This window comes from Microbacterium phosphatis (assembly GCF_049177115.1).
In the GTDB taxonomy this organism is placed as follows: domain Bacteria; phylum Actinomycetota; class Actinomycetes; order Actinomycetales; family Microbacteriaceae; genus Microbacterium; species Microbacterium phosphatis.
Window position 1 is genome coordinate 403,422 of the sequence record NZ_CP185370.1, and the last position, 16,865, is coordinate 420,286.

Consider the following 16,865-nt stretch of genomic DNA (forward strand, 5'->3'; position numbering starts at 1 on the left):
CTCACTCGACGCGCGCGGCGATGTCCGAGCGGTGGTGGCCGCCCTCGAGACCGATCCGGCCCAGGGCGTCGTACGCCCGAGCGCGAGCGGTGCGGAAGTCCGGGCCGACCGCGACGACGTTCAGCACGCGCCCGCCGGTGGCGGTCAGCTCGTCGCCGGTGCCGGCGGTCGCCGCATGCGCCACGTGCACGCCCTCGACCTCACCCGCCGAGGCGATGCCGCTGAGCGCGCGGCCGGTGACGGGCGCCTCGGGGTAGCCCTCCGAGGCGAGCACCACCGTGACCGCGACGTCGGAGGAGAACTCGGGCTGGCCCTCGTCCTCGAGCGTGCCGTTCGCGGCGGCCATCAGCAGGCGCGACAGCGGGGTCACGAGGCGCGGCAGCACGACCTGGGTCTCGGGGTCGCCGAAGCGGGCGTTGAACTCGATCACGCGGACGCCGGCGTCGGTCAGGATCAGCCCCGCGTACAGCAGGCCGATGAAGGGCGTGCCCTCCTTGTCGAGCTGGCGGATCACCGGCAGCGCGACGGTCTCGGTCACCTCGGCGACGAAGGCCTCCTCGGAGCCGAAGCGCTCGGACAGCCACGGCAGCGGCGAGTACGCGCCCATGCCGCCCGTGTTCGAGCCGGCGTCGCCGTCGAGCGCGCGCTTGAAATCCTGCGCGGGGCTCAGCGCCCGGACGGTGTCGCCGTCGCTGAGGAAGAAGAGCGAGACCTCGGGGCCGGAGAGGAACTCCTCGACCAGCACCGGCCCGGTGGGCAGGTAGGTGTCGGCGTGCGCGAGGGCGGCCTCGCGGTCGTCGGTGACGATGACGCCCTTGCCGGCGGCGAGCCCGTCGGCCTTGACGACGTAGGGGGCGCCGAACTCGTCGAGCGCGGCGGCGACGTCGGCGTGCGTGCGGCCGTAGGCGGCGCGGCCCGTGGGGACGGAGGCGGCCTCCATGACCCGCTTCGCGAAGGCCTTCGAGCCCTCGAGCTGCGCGGCCGCGCGGCCGGGGCCGAAGACGGGGATGCCGCGCTCGCGCAGCGAGTCGGCGACGCCGGCGATCAGCGGCGCCTCGGGGCCGATGATGACGAGATCGACGTTGTTCGCGATCGCGTACGACGTGACGGACACGGGGTCGACCGCGTCGACCGCGACGATGGCCGCGTCTCGCGCGATGCCCGCATTGCCGGGAGCCGCGAGCAGCTCGTGACCGGCGTCCTCCGACTTCAGGGCGAGGACGAGGGCGTGCTCGCGCGCGCCGGAACCGAGGACGAGGATCTTCACGCCCTCAGGATACCGAGCACGCCCGGCATTACCGGTGAGTGGGCCAACGCGCAAGACCCGTGCACTCGCCGGGCGCCCCGCATACCGTCGGATCATGGACGCATTGCGGAGGATCGCCGGGGCCTCGACCGCGCTCGCGCTGATCCTGACGCTCGCGACCGGGTGCGACGCGATCCGGATCCCGCAGGATCCGGAGGGCACGCTGGACCGTGTCACGGGCGGCGAGCTGCGCGTCGGGGCGTCGGCGGACGGTGACGACGTGAGGGTCGACGGCGACGACGTCAGCGGCCCGCTGCCGGACCTCGTCGAGAGCTTCGCCGACTCGATCGATGCGGACGTGACCTGGACGGTCGCGAGCGAGGAGACCCTCGTCACCAAGATCGAGGAGGGCGACCTCGACCTCGCCATCGGCGGCATGACGGGTCAGACGCCATGGGTCGACCGGGTCGCGGTGACCCGGGAGTTCTCCGAGCTGCCGGGAGTCGACGGCCCCGCGGTGATGCTCGCCCGCCTCGGCGAGAACCGCTTCGTCAGCGCGCTCGAGACGCACCTCCAGAACGAGCAGGAGCAGTGATGGACACCCGCCTCGGACGCACCGATCTCCCGCCGCAGCAGGCGCAGGCCCTGCGCAAGGCCGTGAAGATCGAGATCATCACGATCGCCTACACCTCGGTCACGATCGCGCTGATCGCCTTCGTGGTGGGCAGCTCGCAGGCCATGCGCACCGCCTGGATCGAGGACATGCTCTCGCTCCTGCCGCAGATCGCCTTCCTCGTGGCGCTCATCTTCATCCGCCGCCGCCCGACGCGGGACTTCCCCTTCGGCATGCACCGGGCGATGGGCGTCGGGCATCTCGTCGCGGGCGTGGCACTGCTGATCGTCGGCGGGAACCTGGCGGTCGAGGCCGTGATCGGCTTCATCCGCGGCGAGCACCCGACGATCGGCACGGTGGTGCTTTTCGGGCAGACGATCTGGCTCGGGTGGCTGATGATGGGCGTGATGGCGGTCATCGTCATCGGCCCGTTCTTCTACGGCAGCTACAAGGCCAAGCTCGCCGGCCCGCTGCACAACAAGCTGCTGCACGCGGACGCGGCGATGGCCAAGGCCGACTGGCAGACCACGGTCGCCTCCATCGTGGGTGTCGGCGGCGTGGGGCTGGGGCTCTGGTGGCTCGACTACGCGGCGGCGCTGTTCATCTCGCTCGGCATCCTGTGGGACGGCTGGCGCAACATGGTCACCGCCATCGAGGACCTGATAGACAAGCGGGCGACCTCGTACGACGAGGGCTCCGTGCACCCGATCCTGCGGGACGTCCTGCGCACCCTCCGGTCGGACCGCGCGGTGAAGAAGGCGGCGGTGCGCGTGCGCGACCTCGGCCAGGTGCTGCATGTGGAGGCGTTCATCGTGCCGCGTCGCGGGCGGATCGACGTCGCTCAGCTCGAGCAGCTGCAGCGGCAGATCATCGCCCTCGACTGGAAGATGCAGGACGTCGTCGTGATCCCCGTCTCGCAGCTGCCGCCCGAGGCGACGGCCTACGCCTGACGCGGGCCCCTAGCCTGGGGTGATGGCACTCAAGCGGATCGACACCGGCGACGGGCGCGACGCGCTCGCCGCGGTCGCGGTCGCCGTGGCGGCGGGCGAGCGGCCCCCGCGCACCGCGCACGCCACGGCCGTGCGCTACCTGCTGCAGCTCCTCGCCGAGAAGGCCCCCGGCAACAGCGTCGAGGTGCGGGTGCCGCCGTTCGGCGCGGCGCAGGTGATCCAGGGCCCGCGGCACACGCGGGGCACCCCGCCCAATGTGGTGGAGATGGACCCCGAGACATGGATCGCCCTGGCGACCGGGGCGCAGGCCTGGGACGACGCCCTCGCGGCGGGCCGGATCAGCGCCTCCGGAGTGCGCGCGGACCTCGCCGCCGTTCTGCCCGTGCGCCCCTGATCCGGCGCCCGATCGCGCCCCGCCGGAGCCACAGCTTCGGGTCACCGTTTCCACGTCCCCCGTTCAGGAAGCGGTGGTTTGATGGCCGCATGTCCACGAATGCCGATTCCCCCGACCAGCTCGTCACCGAGCAGGTTCCGGGAACGGTGACGGTGCGACGGTCGCCCCGCTACGGCGTCTTCGCCGGCGTGGGCGCCGCCTTCGGCATCCTGCTCGCGATGGTCCTGAGCACGGCATTCGACGGCACCAGCCACGCGAGCCCCTTCACCGAGGTCGAGTACTCGCTCTCGCAGACGTTCGGGTTCATCCTGCTCTGGTGCGTGCCCGCGGGCATCCTGCTCGCGATGATCGTCGCGCTGGTGCTCGAGTGGACCATCGGTCGCCGCACGCGGCAGATCGCGGCGGTCCACGAGACCGTCATCGACTGATCCGGATCGGGTCGGCTCGCCTCAGGCGAGCTCGCGCAGGATCGGCTGCATCGCGGCATCGAAGGCGGCCACGTCGCCGCGCAGGGTGTCCGACACCGCGACCGTGAGGGCTCCGATCCACCACACCCCGCGCTGCGCCAGCGGCAGCACCTGGACGTCTAGCCGGAAGTCGTGGGCGCGGCGCCCCGATCGCCGCTCGAACTCGACGACGGCGCCCGCGTAGCCGCGATAGGTGCGGTGCGTGCGGTCGTACCGGACGGCGGCCTCTGCGGCATAGGCGAGGGCGGTGGGGGCGTGCGGCGCGGCGGCGTCGCGCAGCGCGGCCGAGGTCGCGGGCAGGGCGACGTGGGTGCCGAAGCCCTCGACAAGCTCGAGGGGCGCGGGGGAGAGGTTCGCCTCGGGCTCGACCGTCATCTCCCAGTACCGGCGCCACTGCGCCTCGAGCTCGTCGCTCGGCTCGGGTCCCCGCTCGACGTCGCGCAGCTGCGGCAGCTCTCCCGGGTGGCGCACGCCCAGCGCCTGGCGCAGATAGAGCGCGACCAGCACCGAGCGGCCGCACTCCTCGCGGACGTGCCATTCGGGGGTCATGTGTCCGATTATGGTGGGCGGCCACAGGGGATCCGGCGCGACCCGGCGGTCCTTTCCCAGTATCTCGGCCGGTAGTCTGTGAGGGTGGCACCCGACCCCACCGAATCCACGTCCCCCCGCCCTGCTTCGACCTATGCCGAGGCCGGTGTCGACACCGCCGCCGGCGATCTCGCCGTCGAGCTGATGAAGGCGTCCGTCAAGGCCACTCACGGCCCCGAGGTGCTCGGAGGCGTCGGCGGCTTCGCCGGCCTGTTCGATGCCAGCGCCCTCGTCGGCATGAAGCATCCGCTTCTCGCGACCAGCACCGACGGCGTCGGCACGAAGGTCGCGATCGCCCAGGCGATCGACAAGCACGACACGATCGGCCACGACCTCGTGGGCATGGTCGTCGACGACATCGTTGTGGTGGGCGCCAAGCCGCTCTTCATGACCGACTACATCGCCACGGGCAAGGTGTTCCCGCAGCGGATCGCCGACATCGTCCGTGGCATCGCCGAGGCGTGCGCCCTCACCGGCACCGCCCTGGTCGGCGGCGAGACCGCCGAGCACCCCGGCCTGCTGGGCGCCAACGACTACGACGTCGCGGGCGCCGCGACCGGCGTGGTCGAGGCCGACCAGGTTCTCGGCGCCGAGCGCGTGCGGGCCGGCGACGCGGTCCTCGCGCTCGCCTCCAGCGGCCTGCACTCCAACGGGTTCTCGCTGGTGCGCCACATCGTCACGCGCGCGGGCATCTCGTACGGCGACCAGGCGGCCGACTTCGGCGTGACGTGGGGCGAGGCGCTTCTCGAGCCGACGCGCCTCTACACGACGCCGCTGCTCGAGCTCATCGCGTCGCTCGGCGACGGCATCCACTCGCTCACGCACGTGACGGGCGGCGGCATCGCGGCCAACCTCGCGCGGGTGCTCCCCGTGGGCAGCTGGGTCGACGTCGACCGCTCCACCTGGGCGCCGTCGCCGGTGTTCCAGGTGCTGAGCGACATCGCCGGCACCACGCTGCAGTCCAGCGAGGGAACGTGGAACCTCGGCATCGGGTTCATGGCGGTCGTCTCGGCCGACAAGGCCTCCGAGGCGATCGCGAAGATCGAGGCCTCGGGCATCTCCGCCTGGCAGGTCGGCGTCGTCCGCGACGGCGCGCTGCCGACCGGCGGGGAAGAGTTCGAGCAGGGCGCCAAGGGCGTCGATGGCGGCGCCGTGCGACTGGTCGGCGACTACGCCGCCCGCGGCATCTGAGTTCAGGAACGGACAAGCAACACTCCATGTGCGGCATCGTCGGAATGGTCGGGCGCACCCCGGTCAACCAGGACATCTACGACGCTCTCCTCCTCCTTCAGCACCGAGGGCAGGACGCGACAGGCATCGCGACGGCGGAACCCAGCGGCGTGATGCACACGCACAAGGCCTCCGGCATGGTGCGCGAGGCGTTCCGCACCCGCGACATGCGGTCGCTGCTGGGCAACGTCGGCCTCGGCCACGTGCGCTACGCGACGAAGGGCACCGCCTCGAGCGAGGAGGAGGCGCAGCCGTTCTACGTCAACTCCCCGTACGGCATCATCCTCATCCACAACGGCAACCTCACGAACACGCGTGAGCTGACGGCCGAGATGGAGCGACGCGACCGCCGTCACCTCAACTCGTCGAGCGACACCGAGCTGCTGCTCAACGCCCTCGCCAACGAGCTGCAGGCGACGACGAGCCCCGTCGACCTCGAGCCCGAGCGCATCTTCGAGGCGGTCGCGCGCACGCACCGCCGGATCGAGGGCGCCTACGCGGTCATCGCGATCATCGCGGGCTACGGGCTGCTCGCCTTCCGGGATCCCCACGGCATCCGTCCGCTGATCCTCGGCCGTCGCACGGCCGCCGACGGCAAGGACGAGTGGGTTGTCACCAGCGAGTCGCTGGTGCTCGAGAACGGCGACTACGAGATCGTCCGCGACATCGAGCCCGGCGAGGCCGTGTTCATCACGGACGAGGGCGAGCTGTTCTCGAAGCAGTGCGCCGACGAGCCCACGCTGCTGCCGTGCTCCTTCGAGTACGTGTACCTGGCGCGCCCCGACTCGATCATGAACGGCGTGCCGGTCTACGAGTCGCGCCTGCGGATGGGCGAGAAGCTCGCGGCGACGATCGCGAAGAGCGTGCCCGAGAACTTCATCGACGTGGTCATGCCGATCCCGGACTCGTCGCGGCCCGCCGCGATGGAGGTCTCGCGGGTGCTCGGCATCGAGTACCGCGAGGGCTTCTACAAGAACCGCTACGTCGGCCGGACGTTCATCATGCCCGGACAGGCCGCGCGCAAGAAGAGCGTGCGCCAGAAGCTCAATGCGATGTCGAGCGAGTTCCGCGGCAAGAACGTGCTGCTGATCGACGACTCGATCGTGCGCGGCACCACGAGCAAGCAGATCGTGCAGATGGCCCGCGACGCCGGCGCGAAGTCGGTCACGTTCGCCTCGGCCGCGCCGCCGGTCCGCTACCCGCACGTCTACGGCATCAACATGCCCTCCCGTCACGAGCTGATCGCCCACGACCGCACGGTCGAGGAGATCGCCGTCGAGCTCGGCGCCGACTACCTGGTGTACCAGGAGGTCGAGGACCTCAAGGCCGCGATCGTCGAGAGCGCCGAGGGCGAGGCCCGTTTCGACGACCTCGACATGAGCTGCTTCGACGGCCGCTACGTCACCGGCACGGTGTCGCCGGAGTACCTCTCGTGGGTCGAGGAGACGCAGGCCTCCTGACCCGTTCAGGGCACGCGAAAGGCGGCCCGGTCGTGAGACCGGGCCGCCTTTCGGTATCTGTCGCGAACCTCGCCGAGGATCAGACGCGCTGCTGAGTCAGATGCTCGTCAGCCTCGTCGTCGTCCTCATCCGAGTCGTCGCCCTCGTCGCCGTACATGTCGGCCCACTTGTCGACGTACTCGTTCTCGTCGTCCGACGGGTGCCCGAGCTCGCGCTCGAGCGCCGAATAGTTCACAGTCGGGCTGAACGACTTCAATTCGCGGGCGAGCTTGGTGTGCTTCGCCTTCTGACGGCCACGCCCCATGCGCGAGACCCCCTCACGTTGAGCCGGGATCTCTGTCCCTGGTCTGCTGCGGAAACCGGCGGTGAAAGCCGGTGAAGAGTAGCATTCAGAATAACACGCGGGTCCGATGCCTCGATCGGCCGCGAGAGGCGGAAGGGGTCGCACGATGTCCGATCAGCCGTTCGAGAACGATGATGCGGTCCGCCGGGAGCCCCCGGTGGACGCGGCACTGCACGGAGCCGTGATCGCCGGCATCATCCCTGAGCAGGCCCCGCGCGTTCTTCAGGAAGCCGCCCACTACGCGATGCTGCTCGGCGCGCCGCTGGTCGTTGTGCACGTCGACGTGACCCGTTTCGTCACCTACGAGGACCCGGACGGCTACGTCCACTCCGCCCCCGTCGACATCAGCGTGCAGGCCGGTGAGGGCGAGCTGCAGGCCGTGAAGGCCGCCGCCGAATCGCACCTCGTGAACTCCGGCGTGACCTGGGAGGTGCGCCAGCTCGTGGGCGACCCCGCCCTGGCCATCAAGCACTTCGCCGACCGGATCGACGCGAAGCTGATCGTCGTCGGCACCCGCAAGCGCGGCTTCGGCGAGTCGATCCGGCAGTTCTTCACCGGATCCGTCGCCGCGCGCCTCGCGCACCGTCAGCACCGCCCCGTGCTGGTCGTGCCGCAGGGCGAGCTGCTGCACGACGACGAGGGCTTCCCCGAGATCGAATAGGCCCCGGCGTCGGCGATCACGCCGCGCGCGACGACGGGCGAGGAGGTCACCCTCCTCGCCCGTCGTGTGCGTCAGCGGCGAAGCGAGGCGCTCAGCGACGACGCCGCGGCGTCGAGCGCCGCGGTGAGCGCGTCGACGGTGGCCGGCAGCAGCTCACCGCCCTTGGCGACGTGGCTGCGCAGGTCGGCGCGCACCCGGCCGCGGAAGTCGGCGATCGCCGCCTCGGCGCGGTGCAGCTCCTCGCGGGCCCGGACGCGCGCGTCCTGCTCGTCGGAGCTCGGGGCGGATGCCGTGGCGCGGGGCGCCTCGTGCGCCGCGGCGGCGAGATCGGCCCGCAGGCTCTTCATCGCCTCGCGCACGTTGGAGCGCACCTCGTCCGCGATGGCGCGGACCGTGTCGGCCAGCCCCGCCTCGATGCCCGCGATGTCGCCGGCACGGGCGTCGACCTCGGCGCGGCCGGCGTCGGTGATCTCATAGACGGTCTTGCGGCCGTCCGAGGTCTTGGTCACGAGACCCTCCTCCTCGAGCTTCGCCAGGCGCGGATAGATGGTGCCGGCGCTCGGCGTGTAGGTGCCGCCCGTGCGCTCTGCGAGCGACTGCATGATGTCGTAGCCATGGCGCGGGGCCGAGGCCAGCAGGCTCAGCAGGTACAGGCGCAGGTCGCCGTGCGAGAAGACAGGGGGCATCAGAGCACCTCCCCGGGCTCTGCCGGCGGCTCCGTCGCGGTGTCGGTCGCCGGCTCGGCGGTGGCGGTCGCGACGGCGGGGCGGCGCAGCACGCTCACCTCGCCCGAGACGGTGTTCGCGCGGAGGTCGACGAAGGATCCGGACAGCTCGCCCACCGAGGCGGTGACGTTGCTGGGGCCTCCCGAGGAGCGCACGGTGCCGTCGATGACGATCCGGCCGCTGGCCGAGCGCGTGACGTAGTTCGCGGGCAGCCCCTCGTCGAGGCGCACCGTGAGGTTGCCGCTGACGGTGTTGACGGCGACGGCGTCGATGGGCCCCTCGGCGTCGATCATGGTCGACCCGCCGACGGAGTCGACCGATGCGCGGCGGATCCGGCCGGTGACGGTGACGTCGCCCGAGACGGTGTTCGCCGAGAAGGCGCCGTTCAGGCCACGGGCCTGCATGTCGCCGGACACAGCGTTGGCCGTGAGGTCGCCGGTCAGGCCGTCGACGAGCACGTCGCCGGAGACGGTGTTGACGCGCGCCTCGGCCGAGAGCCCGGCCACCAGGGCGCCGGCACTGACCACGCCGAGCGTGAGGGCGACGCTGCGGGGCACCGCGACGCTGATCTCGGCGCGGGGCCCGCCCGCGCCGAAGTTGCGGAAGACCTCGAGGAAGTTGTCCCAGCGCAGCTGGGGATGGTCGATCTCGAGCTCGTCGCCCGTGACCTCGATGCGCAGGTCCTTCACCGTCACGCCGTGCACCTCGACGCGGGTGCCCGGCTCGTCGTGTCCGATGATGTCGACCTGGCCGCCGGCGAGCCCCACCTTGAGGCGGCGGATGCCCTCGACGTCGATGACCCGGGTCTGGCCCGGCTGCACGATCCATTTCTCCACTGTCTTGGTCCCTTCAGGATGGACTCGAGATATATCTCGATACCTGGAGTGAAACACGATATATCTCGAATGTCATCCCCGTTCAGCGAATCCGCAGGATCCGTGCGCTTGACCTTGACGCGACGTCAACCCGGAGCATCGAATCAACAGGAAGGGAGGACCACGGATGGAATGGTCGATCCAGCAGATCGCGAAGGCCGCGGGCACCACGAGCCGGGCGCTGCGCCACTACGGCGAGCTCGGGCTGCTGCCCGCGACGCGCATCGGCGCCAACGGCTACCGCTATTACGACGAGCGGGCGCTGGTGCGTCTGCAGCGGATCCTGCTGCTGCGCGAGCTCGGACTGGGGCTCGCGCAGATCGGCGAGATCCTCGAGCGCGAGACCGACGAGCGCCGCGCGCTCGAGTCGCACCTCGCGTGGCTGCGCGACGAGCAGGATCGCCTCGCCCGGCAGATCGACGCGGTCGCCGGCACCATCCGCGGCCTCTCAGGAGAGGAGAGTCTCATGGCAGAGAAGATGTTCGACGGCTTCGACCACACCCGGCACAAGGACGAGGTCGAGCAGCGTTGGGGAGCCGACGCGTACGCCCGCGGCGACGCGTGGTGGCGGGGCATGAGCGACGGCGAGCGGGCCACCTGGAAGGACCGCTCGGCGCAGCTCGGGCGGGACTGGATCGCCGTCGCCGGATCGGGCGTCGCGCCCGACTCGCGCGAGGCCCAGGAGCTCGCGCGTCGCCACGTCGAGTGGCTCACCGCGATCCCCGGGACGCCCGCCGCGGCGCCCGGGGGAGACGTGAAGGGCTACGTGATCGGGCTCGGCGAGATGTACGTCGCCGACGACCGGTTCGGCGCCAACTACGGGGGCGAGGAGGGCGCGGCCTTCGTGCGCGACGCGCTGCGGGCGTACGCCGACGCGAACCTCTGACCCTCTGCCCCGAACGGCCTTCATCCCGCGCGGGATGGGAGCCGTTCGGGGCATCCGGGCGCCCGTCCTAGGCTGGCGGGATGACGCGCGCGCCGATCCGCTGGGGGCTGCTGCCGCTGGTGTTCGCCGGCGGGGCGCTGGGCGTCGGGCTGCGCGCGGGGCTGATGCTCTCGTTCCCGCCCGGCTTCACCTTCACGGCCCTCGTCGCCACCATCGGCGTCAACGCGGTCGGATCGGCCCTGCTCGGCTTCATCGTGGCAGGCCTCGGCGACACGCACCCGCGCCGCCGCGCGTTCCTCGGCACGGGGGTGATGGGCGGGTTCACCACGTACAGCGGCTTCGCCGTGCTGCTCGGCGAGCTCACCGGATCCGGGCTCGTCCTCTATGCCGCGCTCTTCGCGGGGGCCGCCCTGCTGGCCGCCGGCGTGGGCGCGATCCTCGGTCTGCAGGCGGGCGCGGCGCTCGCCCGGCGCCGCCAGGGGAGCGTGGCATGACCCCCCTGATGTTCCTCGCGCTGATGCTGTGCGGCGGCCTGGGGGCGAGCCTGCGGTGGCTGGCGGACGTGCTGCTCTCGCGGGTGCTTCCCGCCGGCTTCCCCTGGGCGATCCTGATCGTGAACGCGACGGGATCCCTCGCGCTCGGTCTGCTCACGGGGCTCTCGCTTCCGTCGCCCTGGCTCGCCGTCGTCGGCATGGGGCTGCTCGGCGGGTACACGACCTTCAGCACCGTGGCCGTCGACACCCAGGTGCTCGCCCGCTCGGGGAGGGGCGAGGCCGCCTGGGGCAACGCGCTCGGCACCCTCGTGCTGTGCGTGGCGCTGGCCACCGCGGGCCTGGCGCTCGGCATCGGGCTCACAGCAACCGCATAGTCCCGCGTCACCAGGACGTTATCGGCCGCGTGACACAATGGGCCGGGGATACAGCACTGTATCGGCGCATCCTCCGCCGGTGGTCCGTCCCGAACTCCTGCGAACGAGAGACAGCCGTGTCGAATCTTGCCGTCCTGAGCCTGAAGAACCGCGCGCTCATCGCGCTGATCACGATCTGCGCGGCGATCTTCGGCGGTCTCTCGCTGACGACGCTCAAGCAGGAGCTGATCCCCGCGATCGAGCTGCCGCAGCTCCTCGTTATGACGACCTACCCGGGCGCCTCGCCCGAGGTCGTCGAGAACGACGTGTCCACGCCGATCGAGACGGCGATCCAGGGCGTCGCGGGGCTCGACGCGACGAGCGCGACCAGCACCACCAACTCCTCCGTCGTCCAGGCCTCGTTCTCGTACGGCACGAACCTCGCCACGGCCGAGCAGAAGATGCAGCAGGCGATCAACCGCATCTCGAGCCAGCTGCCCGACGGCGTCGAGCCGCAGGTGCTCGCGATCAGCCTCGACGCCCTGCCCGTGATCCAGATCGCCGTCACCGGCTTCGAGGACGCCGCCACCGCACAGGCCGACCTCGAGACGCGGGTGATCCCGGACCTCGAGGACATCGACGGCGTCGGATCGGCCGCCATCGTCGGCGGCATCGGCCAGCGGGTCACGATCACGCCGGATCAGGGAGCGCTCGCCGCGCGCGGGCTCAGCACCCAGGCGCTCACCGACGCGCTGAAGCAGAACGGCGTGCTCTTCCCGGGCGGCGAGATCACCGAGGGCGAGTCGACCTTCACGGTCCAGACCGGCGTGAAGCTGACCTCGGCTGAGGACATCGCGGCCCTGCCCCTGCTCGGCGGGGCCGGCCAGCCGGGCCAGACCACCATCATCGACGACGTCGCCGACGTCGCGGTGACCTCCGATCCGGTGACCTCCATCTCGCGCGTGAACGGCGAGGACGCCCTCACGATCGCGATCACGAAGCTCCCGGCGGCCAACACGGTCGAGGTCTCGCACGCGGTGCAGGATCTGCTGCCGTCGTTCGGCGATGCCTTCCCCGACGCCGAGTTCACCGTCGTCTTCGACCAGGCGCCGTTCATCACGCAGTCGATCGAGTCGCTCGCCACCGAGGGTCTGCTCGGCCTCGTCTTCGCCGTCGTGGTGATCCTGGTGTTCCTGATGTCGCTGCGGTCGACGATCGTCACCGCCATCTCGATCCCGACGTCGGTGCTCATCACCTTCATCGGCCTGCAGGCGTTCGGCTACTCGCTGAACATGCTGACCCTCGGCGCCCTGACGATCGCGATCGGCCGTGTGGTCGACGACTCGATCGTGGTCATCGAGAACATCAAGCGGCACTACGTCGAGGGCGTCGAGAAGGGCGCGGCCATCCGTCTCGCGGTGCGCGAGGTGGCGATGGCGGTCACCGCGTCGACCCTGACGACGGTCGCGGTGTTCCTGCCGATCGTGTTCGTCGGCGACATGGTCGGCGAGCTGTTCCGGCCGTTCGCGATGACCGTCACGATCGCGATGACCTCGTCGCTGCTCGTCTCGCTCACGATCGTCCCGGTGCTGGCGTACTGGTTCCTGCGCCCGGGGAAGCCCCTGCTCGACGCCGAGGGCAACCGGATCGACCCCGAGTCGCCCGTGGCACCGCCGTCGCGCCTGCAGCGCTCGTACCTGCCGATCCTGCGCTGGACGCTGCACCACTCGTGGATCACGCTCCTGCTGGCCGTGATCGTGCTGGGCGGCACGATCGCCGCCGCGCCGCTGATGAAGATCAACTTCCTCGGCAGCTCGGGCCAGAACACGCTCACCATCTCGCAGGAGCTCGACCCGACGGCGAGCCTGGCCACCGCCGACGCGGCCGCGCAGAAGGTCGAGGCGGCGCTCGAGGGCATCGACGGCATCGAGACCGTGCAGGCCTCGATCGGATCGAGCGGATCGCCCCTGCGCGACGCGTTCTCCGGCGGCGGCAGCGTCACCTACTCGATCGTCACGGACCCCGACGCCGACCAGGAGGCCCTTCAGGCGCGGGTGCAGAAGGCGCTCGACGACGTCGAGGGCGCCGGCGAGCTCACGATCCAGACCTCGGCCGGGTTCGGCTCGTCCGACATCGCGATCACCGTCTCCGCGCTCGGCCAGGAGGACCTGCAGCAGGCGTCCGACGCGATCGTGGCCGAGCTCGACGGCCGCGCCGGCATCGGCAAGGTCACCACCGACCTCGCCGCGTCGCTGCCCTACATCGCCGTCCAGGTCGACCGGAAGGCCGCGGCCGAGCGGGGGCTCTCGGAGGTCGCCGTCGGCGCCATCGTCTCCAACGCCATGCGCCCCCAGCAGGCCGGATCGATCGAGATCGACGGATCCGCGCTGACCGTCTACATCGAGACGGCCGACGCGCCCGTGTCGGTCGACGAGCTGCGCGCGCTGACGATCCCCACGGCCGCGGGCCCCGCCCGTCTCGACGAGGTGGCCACCGTCGACATGGCGGACAGCCCGACCTCCATCAGCACCCAGCAGGGCCAGCGCACGGCGACCATCACGGTGCCCCCGTCGGGCGACAACCTCGCCGAGGCGACCGCCTCGGTGACGGCCGCGCTCGCCGCGGTCGACCTGCCCGACGGCGCCGAGGCCGAGGTCGGCGGCGTGGCCGAGCAGCAGGCCGACTCGTTCGCGCAGCTGGGGCTGGCGATGCTCGCCGCGATCCTGATCATCTACGTGATCATGGTGGCCACCTTCAAGTCGCTGCGGCAGCCGCTGCTGCTGCTCGTCTCGGTGCCGTTCGCCGCGACCGGTGCGATCCTGCTGCAGGTCGCGACCGGTGTGCCGCTGGGGGTGGCCTCGTTGATCGGCGTGCTGATGCTCATCGGCATCGTGGTCACCAACGCGATCGTGCTCGTGGACCTCGTCAATCAGTACCGCACACGCGGGTTCTCGACCCACGACGCGACCGTGGCCGGCGCCTCGCACCGACTGCGGCCGATTCTCATGACGGCGCTCGCGACGATCTTCGCGCTCACGCCCATGGCGCTCGGCATCACGGGCCACAGCGGGTTCATCTCGCAGCCGCTCGCGATCGTCGTGATCGGCGGCCTGCTGTCGTCGACGGTGCTGACCCTGATCGTGCTGCCCACGCTGTACAACCTCGTCGAGGGCGCCCGCGAGCGTCGCCGCGAGAAGAAGGGCCTGCCGCCCGAGCGCCACCACGCGGACGCGGATGCCGAGGAGCGCGAGCCGATCGTCGTGCCGTCGGCCACCTCGCAGATCGCCGTTGTGCCCGCCGGCGAGGCGCTGCCCGCTGCGCCCACCGTGCAGGCGCCGCTGCGCCGGCGCGACCGCCGCGGCTGACGCCGGAGGATGCCCGCCCGACCCGGCGGGCATTCTTTCAGGCGTGATCGGTATTCTGAAGGGTCGGCTTGGGATGCCACGCAAGAAGCGTGGGTGTATGTGGTCCTTACAGGCCGCATGAGAACACCTACGGAAAGGTGCGTACTTCCGCATGCCCAAGAACAAGAAGCCCGCCGGCGGACGTCCGGCCCAGAACTTCGATCCGCGCTACGCCAAGAAGAAGCCCGGCGGCCCGTTCCGCGGCAACGACGGCGCCCGTGGGCCCCGTCGCGACGACAGCGTCGGCTACCGCGCCGAGCGCCCGGCCCGCGATGGCGAGCGTCGTTCGTTCGACCGCCCGGCCCGCGATGGCGAGCGTCCCCGTTACGACCGCAGCGAGCGTCCCGGCTTCGACCGCGGTGCGCGTCCCGCCCGTGATGGCGAGCGTCGTTCGTTCGACCGCCCGGCCCGCGACGGTGGTCGTCCCTCGTTCAACCGCGACGAGCGTCCCCGCTTCGATCGCGATGCGCGCCCGGCGCGTGATGGCGAGCGTCGTTCGTTCGACCGCCCGGCCCGTGATGGCGACCGCCCGCGTTTCGATCGCGACGCCCGTCCCGCCCGTGACGGCGAGCGTCGTTCGTTCGACCGCCCCGCTCGCGCCGGCGGCCGCCCCTCGTTCAACCGCGACGAGCGTCCCCGCTTCGACCGCGATGCGCGCCCGGCGCGTGACGGCGAGCGTCGTTCGTTCGACCGCCCGAACCGCGATGGCGACCGCCCCGCTCGCGACGGTGGTCGTCCCTCGTTCAACCGCGACGAGCGTCCCCGCTTCGACCGCGACGAGCGCCCCGCCCGCGAGGAGCGCCCGCGCTTCAGCAGCGACGGTGAGCGCAGGTGGGCCGAGCAGCGCACCGAGCGCTCGCAGACCCCCGTCCGCACCAAGTCGCACGAGGACCGCATCGATGTCGTCCACGAGCGCCTCGAGGCGCAGGCCGTTCAGGCCGAGGAGACCGCCGATGTGACCTTCGGCGACCTGGGTTTCGGCGACAACATCGTCCGCGCCCTCGCCGCCCTCGGTGCCGACAAGCCGTTCCCGATCCAGGCGTCCACCGCCCCGGCGATCCTCGACGGGCGCGACGTCCTCGCCCGCGGGCGCACCGGATCCGGCAAGACGATCGCCTTCGGCGCACCGCTGGTCGAGCGCATCCTGCGCTCGAAGGCCGGTGTGCGCCGCGAGTTCGGCCGCGCGCCCGTCGCGCTGATCATGGCCCCCACGCGCGAGCTCGCGCTGCAGATCGACCGCACGGTGCAGGCCATCGCCCGCAGCGTGGGCCTGTTCACCACGCAGATCTACGGCGGCGTCCCGCAGGGCCGCCAGGTGGGCGCGCTCAAGAAGGGTGTCGACATCGTCATCGGCACCCCTGGCCGCATCGGCGACCTCGCCAAGCAGGGCAAGCTCGACCTCTCGCAGATCGTCGTCTCGGTCCTCGACGAGGCCGACCACATGTGCGAGCTCGGCTTCCTCGAGCCGGTGCAGGAGATCCTGCGCCAGACCAAGTTCGGCGGCCAGAAGCTGCTGTTCTCGGCGACGCTCGACCGTGAGGTCGCGGCGCTGGCCGACGAGTTCCTCGTCGACCCGCAGGTGTACGAGGTCGCCGGCGAGACGCAGGAGACCGGCACGATCGAGCACCGCGTGCTCGTGGTCGAGCACCGCGAGAAGGCGGGCATCCTCGATGCGCTCGTCGACCGCGAGGGCAAGACGCTCGTCTTCACCCGCACCCGCGCCTACGCCGAGATGCTCGCCGAGCAGTTCGAGGGCGCCGGCATCGACGCGATCTCGCTGCACGGAGACCTGAACCAGCAGAAGCGCACGCGCAACATCGAGCGCTTCTCGAAGGGCCGCGCCCGCGTGCTCGTCGCCACCGACGTCGCCGCCCGCGGCATCCACGTCGACGACGTCGACCTGGTCATCCAGGCCGACGCCCCCGACGAGTACAAGACGTACCTGCACCGCGCCGGCCGCACCGGCCGCGCCGGCAACTCGGGTCGCGTCGTCACGCTGATCCCGCGTCAGCGCCGTCGCCGTATGACCGAGATGCTCGAGCGCGCCGAGATCGAGGCGCCGTTCGATGACGTCCGCCCGGGCGACGACATCATCGATGAGCTCACTGGCGGCATGACGCTCGCCGACCTCACCGCGTAAGCATCGGGATCCGGATGCCGCCCTCGCACGTCGAGG

Annotated in this window: 17 protein-coding genes; 12 read left to right on the forward strand and 5 right to left on the reverse strand. The window is 71.2% G+C overall.

The window, feature by feature from the left end; genetic code table 11:
* Position 1 precedes the first annotated feature (1 nt).
* Positions 2 to 1,267, reverse strand: coding sequence for a phosphoribosylamine--glycine ligase (purD, locus tag ACOKGD_RS01890; RefSeq protein WP_342336420.1), 1,266 nt, complete (start codon positions 1,265 to 1,267; stop codon positions 2 to 4).
* A 94-nt stretch (positions 1,268 to 1,361) separates the two neighbouring features.
* Between purD and ACOKGD_RS01895 the strand changes: the two genes are divergently transcribed.
* The 4 genes from ACOKGD_RS01895 (at position 1,362) to ACOKGD_RS01910 (ending at position 3,631) form a co-directional block, all read left to right on the forward strand.
* Positions 1,362 to 1,841 carry a hypothetical protein gene (locus tag ACOKGD_RS01895; protein WP_342336421.1) on the forward strand — a complete coding sequence of 160 codons (480 nt, stop codon included), beginning with the start codon at positions 1,362 to 1,364 and terminating at the stop codon, positions 1,839 to 1,841.
* Positions 1,841 to 2,809 carry a cation transporter gene (locus ACOKGD_RS01900; RefSeq protein ID WP_342336422.1) on the forward strand — a complete coding sequence of 323 codons (969 nt, stop codon included), beginning with the start codon at positions 1,841 to 1,843 and terminating at the stop codon, positions 2,807 to 2,809. The genes ACOKGD_RS01895 and ACOKGD_RS01900 overlap by 1 nt, the downstream gene beginning before the upstream one ends.
* 22 nt (positions 2,810 to 2,831) lie before the next feature.
* Complete coding sequence (locus ACOKGD_RS01905) at positions 2,832 to 3,203, forward strand: sterol carrier family protein (RefSeq protein WP_342336424.1); 372 nt, start codon at positions 2,832 to 2,834, stop codon at positions 3,201 to 3,203.
* A gap of 89 nt (positions 3,204 to 3,292) precedes the next feature.
* A complete protein-coding gene (locus tag ACOKGD_RS01910) occupies positions 3,293 to 3,631 on the forward strand; it encodes a potassium transporter Trk (RefSeq protein ID WP_342336425.1) in 339 nt (112 codons plus the stop codon).
* A gap of 21 nt (positions 3,632 to 3,652) precedes the next feature.
* Here ACOKGD_RS01910 and ACOKGD_RS01915 read toward each other — a convergent pair whose 3' ends face one another.
* Positions 3,653 to 4,219: a zinc-binding alcohol dehydrogenase gene (locus ACOKGD_RS01915; protein ID WP_342336426.1), complete on the reverse strand. Its 567-nt coding sequence runs from the start codon at positions 4,217 to 4,219 to the stop codon at positions 3,653 to 3,655.
* 183 nt (positions 4,220 to 4,402) lie between these two features.
* Here ACOKGD_RS01915 and purM point away from each other — a divergent pair, with 183 nt between their 5' ends.
* Both purM and purF read left to right on the forward strand, forming a co-directional pair.
* The gene (purM, locus tag ACOKGD_RS01920; protein ID WP_421355131.1) at positions 4,403 to 5,449 is read left to right on the forward strand and encodes a phosphoribosylformylglycinamidine cyclo-ligase; all 1,047 of its coding nucleotides are present in this window, start codon (positions 4,403 to 4,405) and stop codon (positions 5,447 to 5,449) included.
* 26 nt (positions 5,450 to 5,475) lie between these two features.
* Positions 5,476 to 6,948, forward strand: a complete 1,473-nt coding sequence (gene purF / locus ACOKGD_RS01925; RefSeq protein ID WP_342336429.1) for an amidophosphoribosyltransferase — start codon at positions 5,476 to 5,478, stop codon at positions 6,946 to 6,948.
* Positions 6,949 to 7,027: 79 nt separating this feature from the next.
* Here purF and ACOKGD_RS01930 read toward each other — a convergent pair whose 3' ends face one another.
* Positions 7,028 to 7,252 (reverse strand): DUF3073 domain-containing protein, encoded by a 225-nt coding sequence (locus ACOKGD_RS01930; RefSeq protein WP_342336431.1) that lies wholly within the window; start codon positions 7,250 to 7,252, stop codon positions 7,028 to 7,030.
* Positions 7,253 to 7,397: 145 nt separating this feature from the next.
* On the opposite strand from ACOKGD_RS01930, the gene ACOKGD_RS01935 reads away from it, so the two are divergent.
* Positions 7,398 to 7,952 (forward strand): universal stress protein, encoded by a 555-nt coding sequence (locus ACOKGD_RS01935; RefSeq protein ID WP_342336433.1) that lies wholly within the window; start codon positions 7,398 to 7,400, stop codon positions 7,950 to 7,952.
* Between the two features lie 71 nt (positions 7,953 to 8,023).
* Here the strand turns inward: ACOKGD_RS01935 and ACOKGD_RS01940 are convergent, their stop codons facing one another.
* Positions 8,024 to 8,638 carry a PadR family transcriptional regulator gene (locus tag ACOKGD_RS01940; RefSeq protein ID WP_342336434.1) on the reverse strand — a complete coding sequence of 205 codons (615 nt, stop codon included), beginning with the start codon at positions 8,636 to 8,638 and terminating at the stop codon, positions 8,024 to 8,026.
* Positions 8,638 to 9,513 (reverse strand): DUF4097 family beta strand repeat-containing protein, encoded by an 876-nt coding sequence (locus ACOKGD_RS01945; RefSeq protein WP_342336435.1) that lies wholly within the window; start codon positions 9,511 to 9,513, stop codon positions 8,638 to 8,640. Before ACOKGD_RS01945 ends, ACOKGD_RS01940 begins: the two co-directional genes overlap by 1 nt.
* Before the next feature lie 166 nt (positions 9,514 to 9,679).
* On the opposite strand from ACOKGD_RS01945, the gene ACOKGD_RS01950 reads away from it, so the two are divergent.
* The 5 genes from ACOKGD_RS01950 to ACOKGD_RS01970 all read left to right on the forward strand — a co-directional run bounded on the left by ACOKGD_RS01950 (position 9,680) and on the right by ACOKGD_RS01970 (position 16,829).
* Entirely contained in the window at positions 9,680 to 10,438 is a 759-nt protein-coding gene (locus tag ACOKGD_RS01950; protein WP_342336437.1) for a MerR family transcriptional regulator, read from the forward strand.
* Positions 10,439 to 10,518: 80 nt separating this feature from the next.
* Positions 10,519 to 10,932 carry a fluoride efflux transporter FluC gene (locus ACOKGD_RS01955; protein ID WP_342336438.1) on the forward strand — a complete coding sequence of 138 codons (414 nt, stop codon included), beginning with the start codon at positions 10,519 to 10,521 and terminating at the stop codon, positions 10,930 to 10,932.
* Positions 10,929 to 11,306: a fluoride efflux transporter FluC gene (locus ACOKGD_RS01960; RefSeq protein WP_342336439.1), complete on the forward strand. Its 378-nt coding sequence runs from the start codon at positions 10,929 to 10,931 to the stop codon at positions 11,304 to 11,306. The genes ACOKGD_RS01955 and ACOKGD_RS01960 overlap by 4 nt, the downstream gene beginning before the upstream one ends.
* A gap of 116 nt (positions 11,307 to 11,422) precedes the next feature.
* Positions 11,423 to 14,650, forward strand: a complete 3,228-nt coding sequence (locus ACOKGD_RS01965; RefSeq protein ID WP_342336440.1) for an efflux RND transporter permease subunit — start codon at positions 11,423 to 11,425, stop codon at positions 14,648 to 14,650.
* 151 nt (positions 14,651 to 14,801) lie between these two features.
* Positions 14,802 to 16,829: a DEAD/DEAH box helicase gene (locus tag ACOKGD_RS01970; protein ID WP_421355076.1), complete on the forward strand. Its 2,028-nt coding sequence runs from the start codon at positions 14,802 to 14,804 to the stop codon at positions 16,827 to 16,829.
* Positions 16,830 to 16,865 lie beyond the last annotated feature (36 nt).

What these genes read in the sequence shown, in the direction of transcription:
- ACOKGD_RS01900 (WP_342336422.1), top strand. Translation starts at nt 1,841, where the DNA reads ATGGACACCCGCCTCGGACGCACCGATCTCCCGCCGCAGCAGGCGCAG.
- ACOKGD_RS01970 (WP_421355076.1), top strand. Translation starts at nt 14,802, where the DNA reads ATGCCCAAGAACAAGAAGCCCGCCGGCGGACGTCCGGCCCAGAACTTC.
- ACOKGD_RS01950 (WP_342336437.1), top strand. Translation starts at nt 9,680, where the DNA reads ATGGAATGGTCGATCCAGCAGATCGCGAAGGCCGCGGGCACCACGAGC.
- ACOKGD_RS01915 (WP_342336426.1), bottom strand. Translation starts at nt 4,219, where the DNA reads ATGACCCCCGAATGGCACGTCCGCGAGGAGTGCGGCCGCTCGGTGCTG.
- ACOKGD_RS01910 (WP_342336425.1), top strand. Translation starts at nt 3,293, where the DNA reads ATGTCCACGAATGCCGATTCCCCCGACCAGCTCGTCACCGAGCAGGTT.
- purF (WP_342336429.1), top strand. Translation starts at nt 5,476, where the DNA reads ATGTGCGGCATCGTCGGAATGGTCGGGCGCACCCCGGTCAACCAGGAC.
- ACOKGD_RS01895 (WP_342336421.1), top strand. Translation starts at nt 1,362, where the DNA reads ATGGACGCATTGCGGAGGATCGCCGGGGCCTCGACCGCGCTCGCGCTG.
- ACOKGD_RS01930 (WP_342336431.1), bottom strand. Translation starts at nt 7,252, where the DNA reads ATGGGGCGTGGCCGTCAGAAGGCGAAGCACACCAAGCTCGCCCGCGAA.
- ACOKGD_RS01940 (WP_342336434.1), bottom strand. Translation starts at nt 8,638, where the DNA reads ATGCCCCCTGTCTTCTCGCACGGCGACCTGCGCCTGTACCTGCTGAGC.
- ACOKGD_RS01935 (WP_342336433.1), top strand. Translation starts at nt 7,398, where the DNA reads ATGTCCGATCAGCCGTTCGAGAACGATGATGCGGTCCGCCGGGAGCCC.
- ACOKGD_RS01905 (WP_342336424.1), top strand. Translation starts at nt 2,832, where the DNA reads ATGGCACTCAAGCGGATCGACACCGGCGACGGGCGCGACGCGCTCGCC.
- ACOKGD_RS01960 (WP_342336439.1), top strand. Translation starts at nt 10,929, where the DNA reads ATGACCCCCCTGATGTTCCTCGCGCTGATGCTGTGCGGCGGCCTGGGG.
- purM (WP_421355131.1), top strand. Translation starts at nt 4,403, where the DNA reads ATGAAGGCGTCCGTCAAGGCCACTCACGGCCCCGAGGTGCTCGGAGGC.
- ACOKGD_RS01955 (WP_342336438.1), top strand. Translation starts at nt 10,519, where the DNA reads ATGACGCGCGCGCCGATCCGCTGGGGGCTGCTGCCGCTGGTGTTCGCC.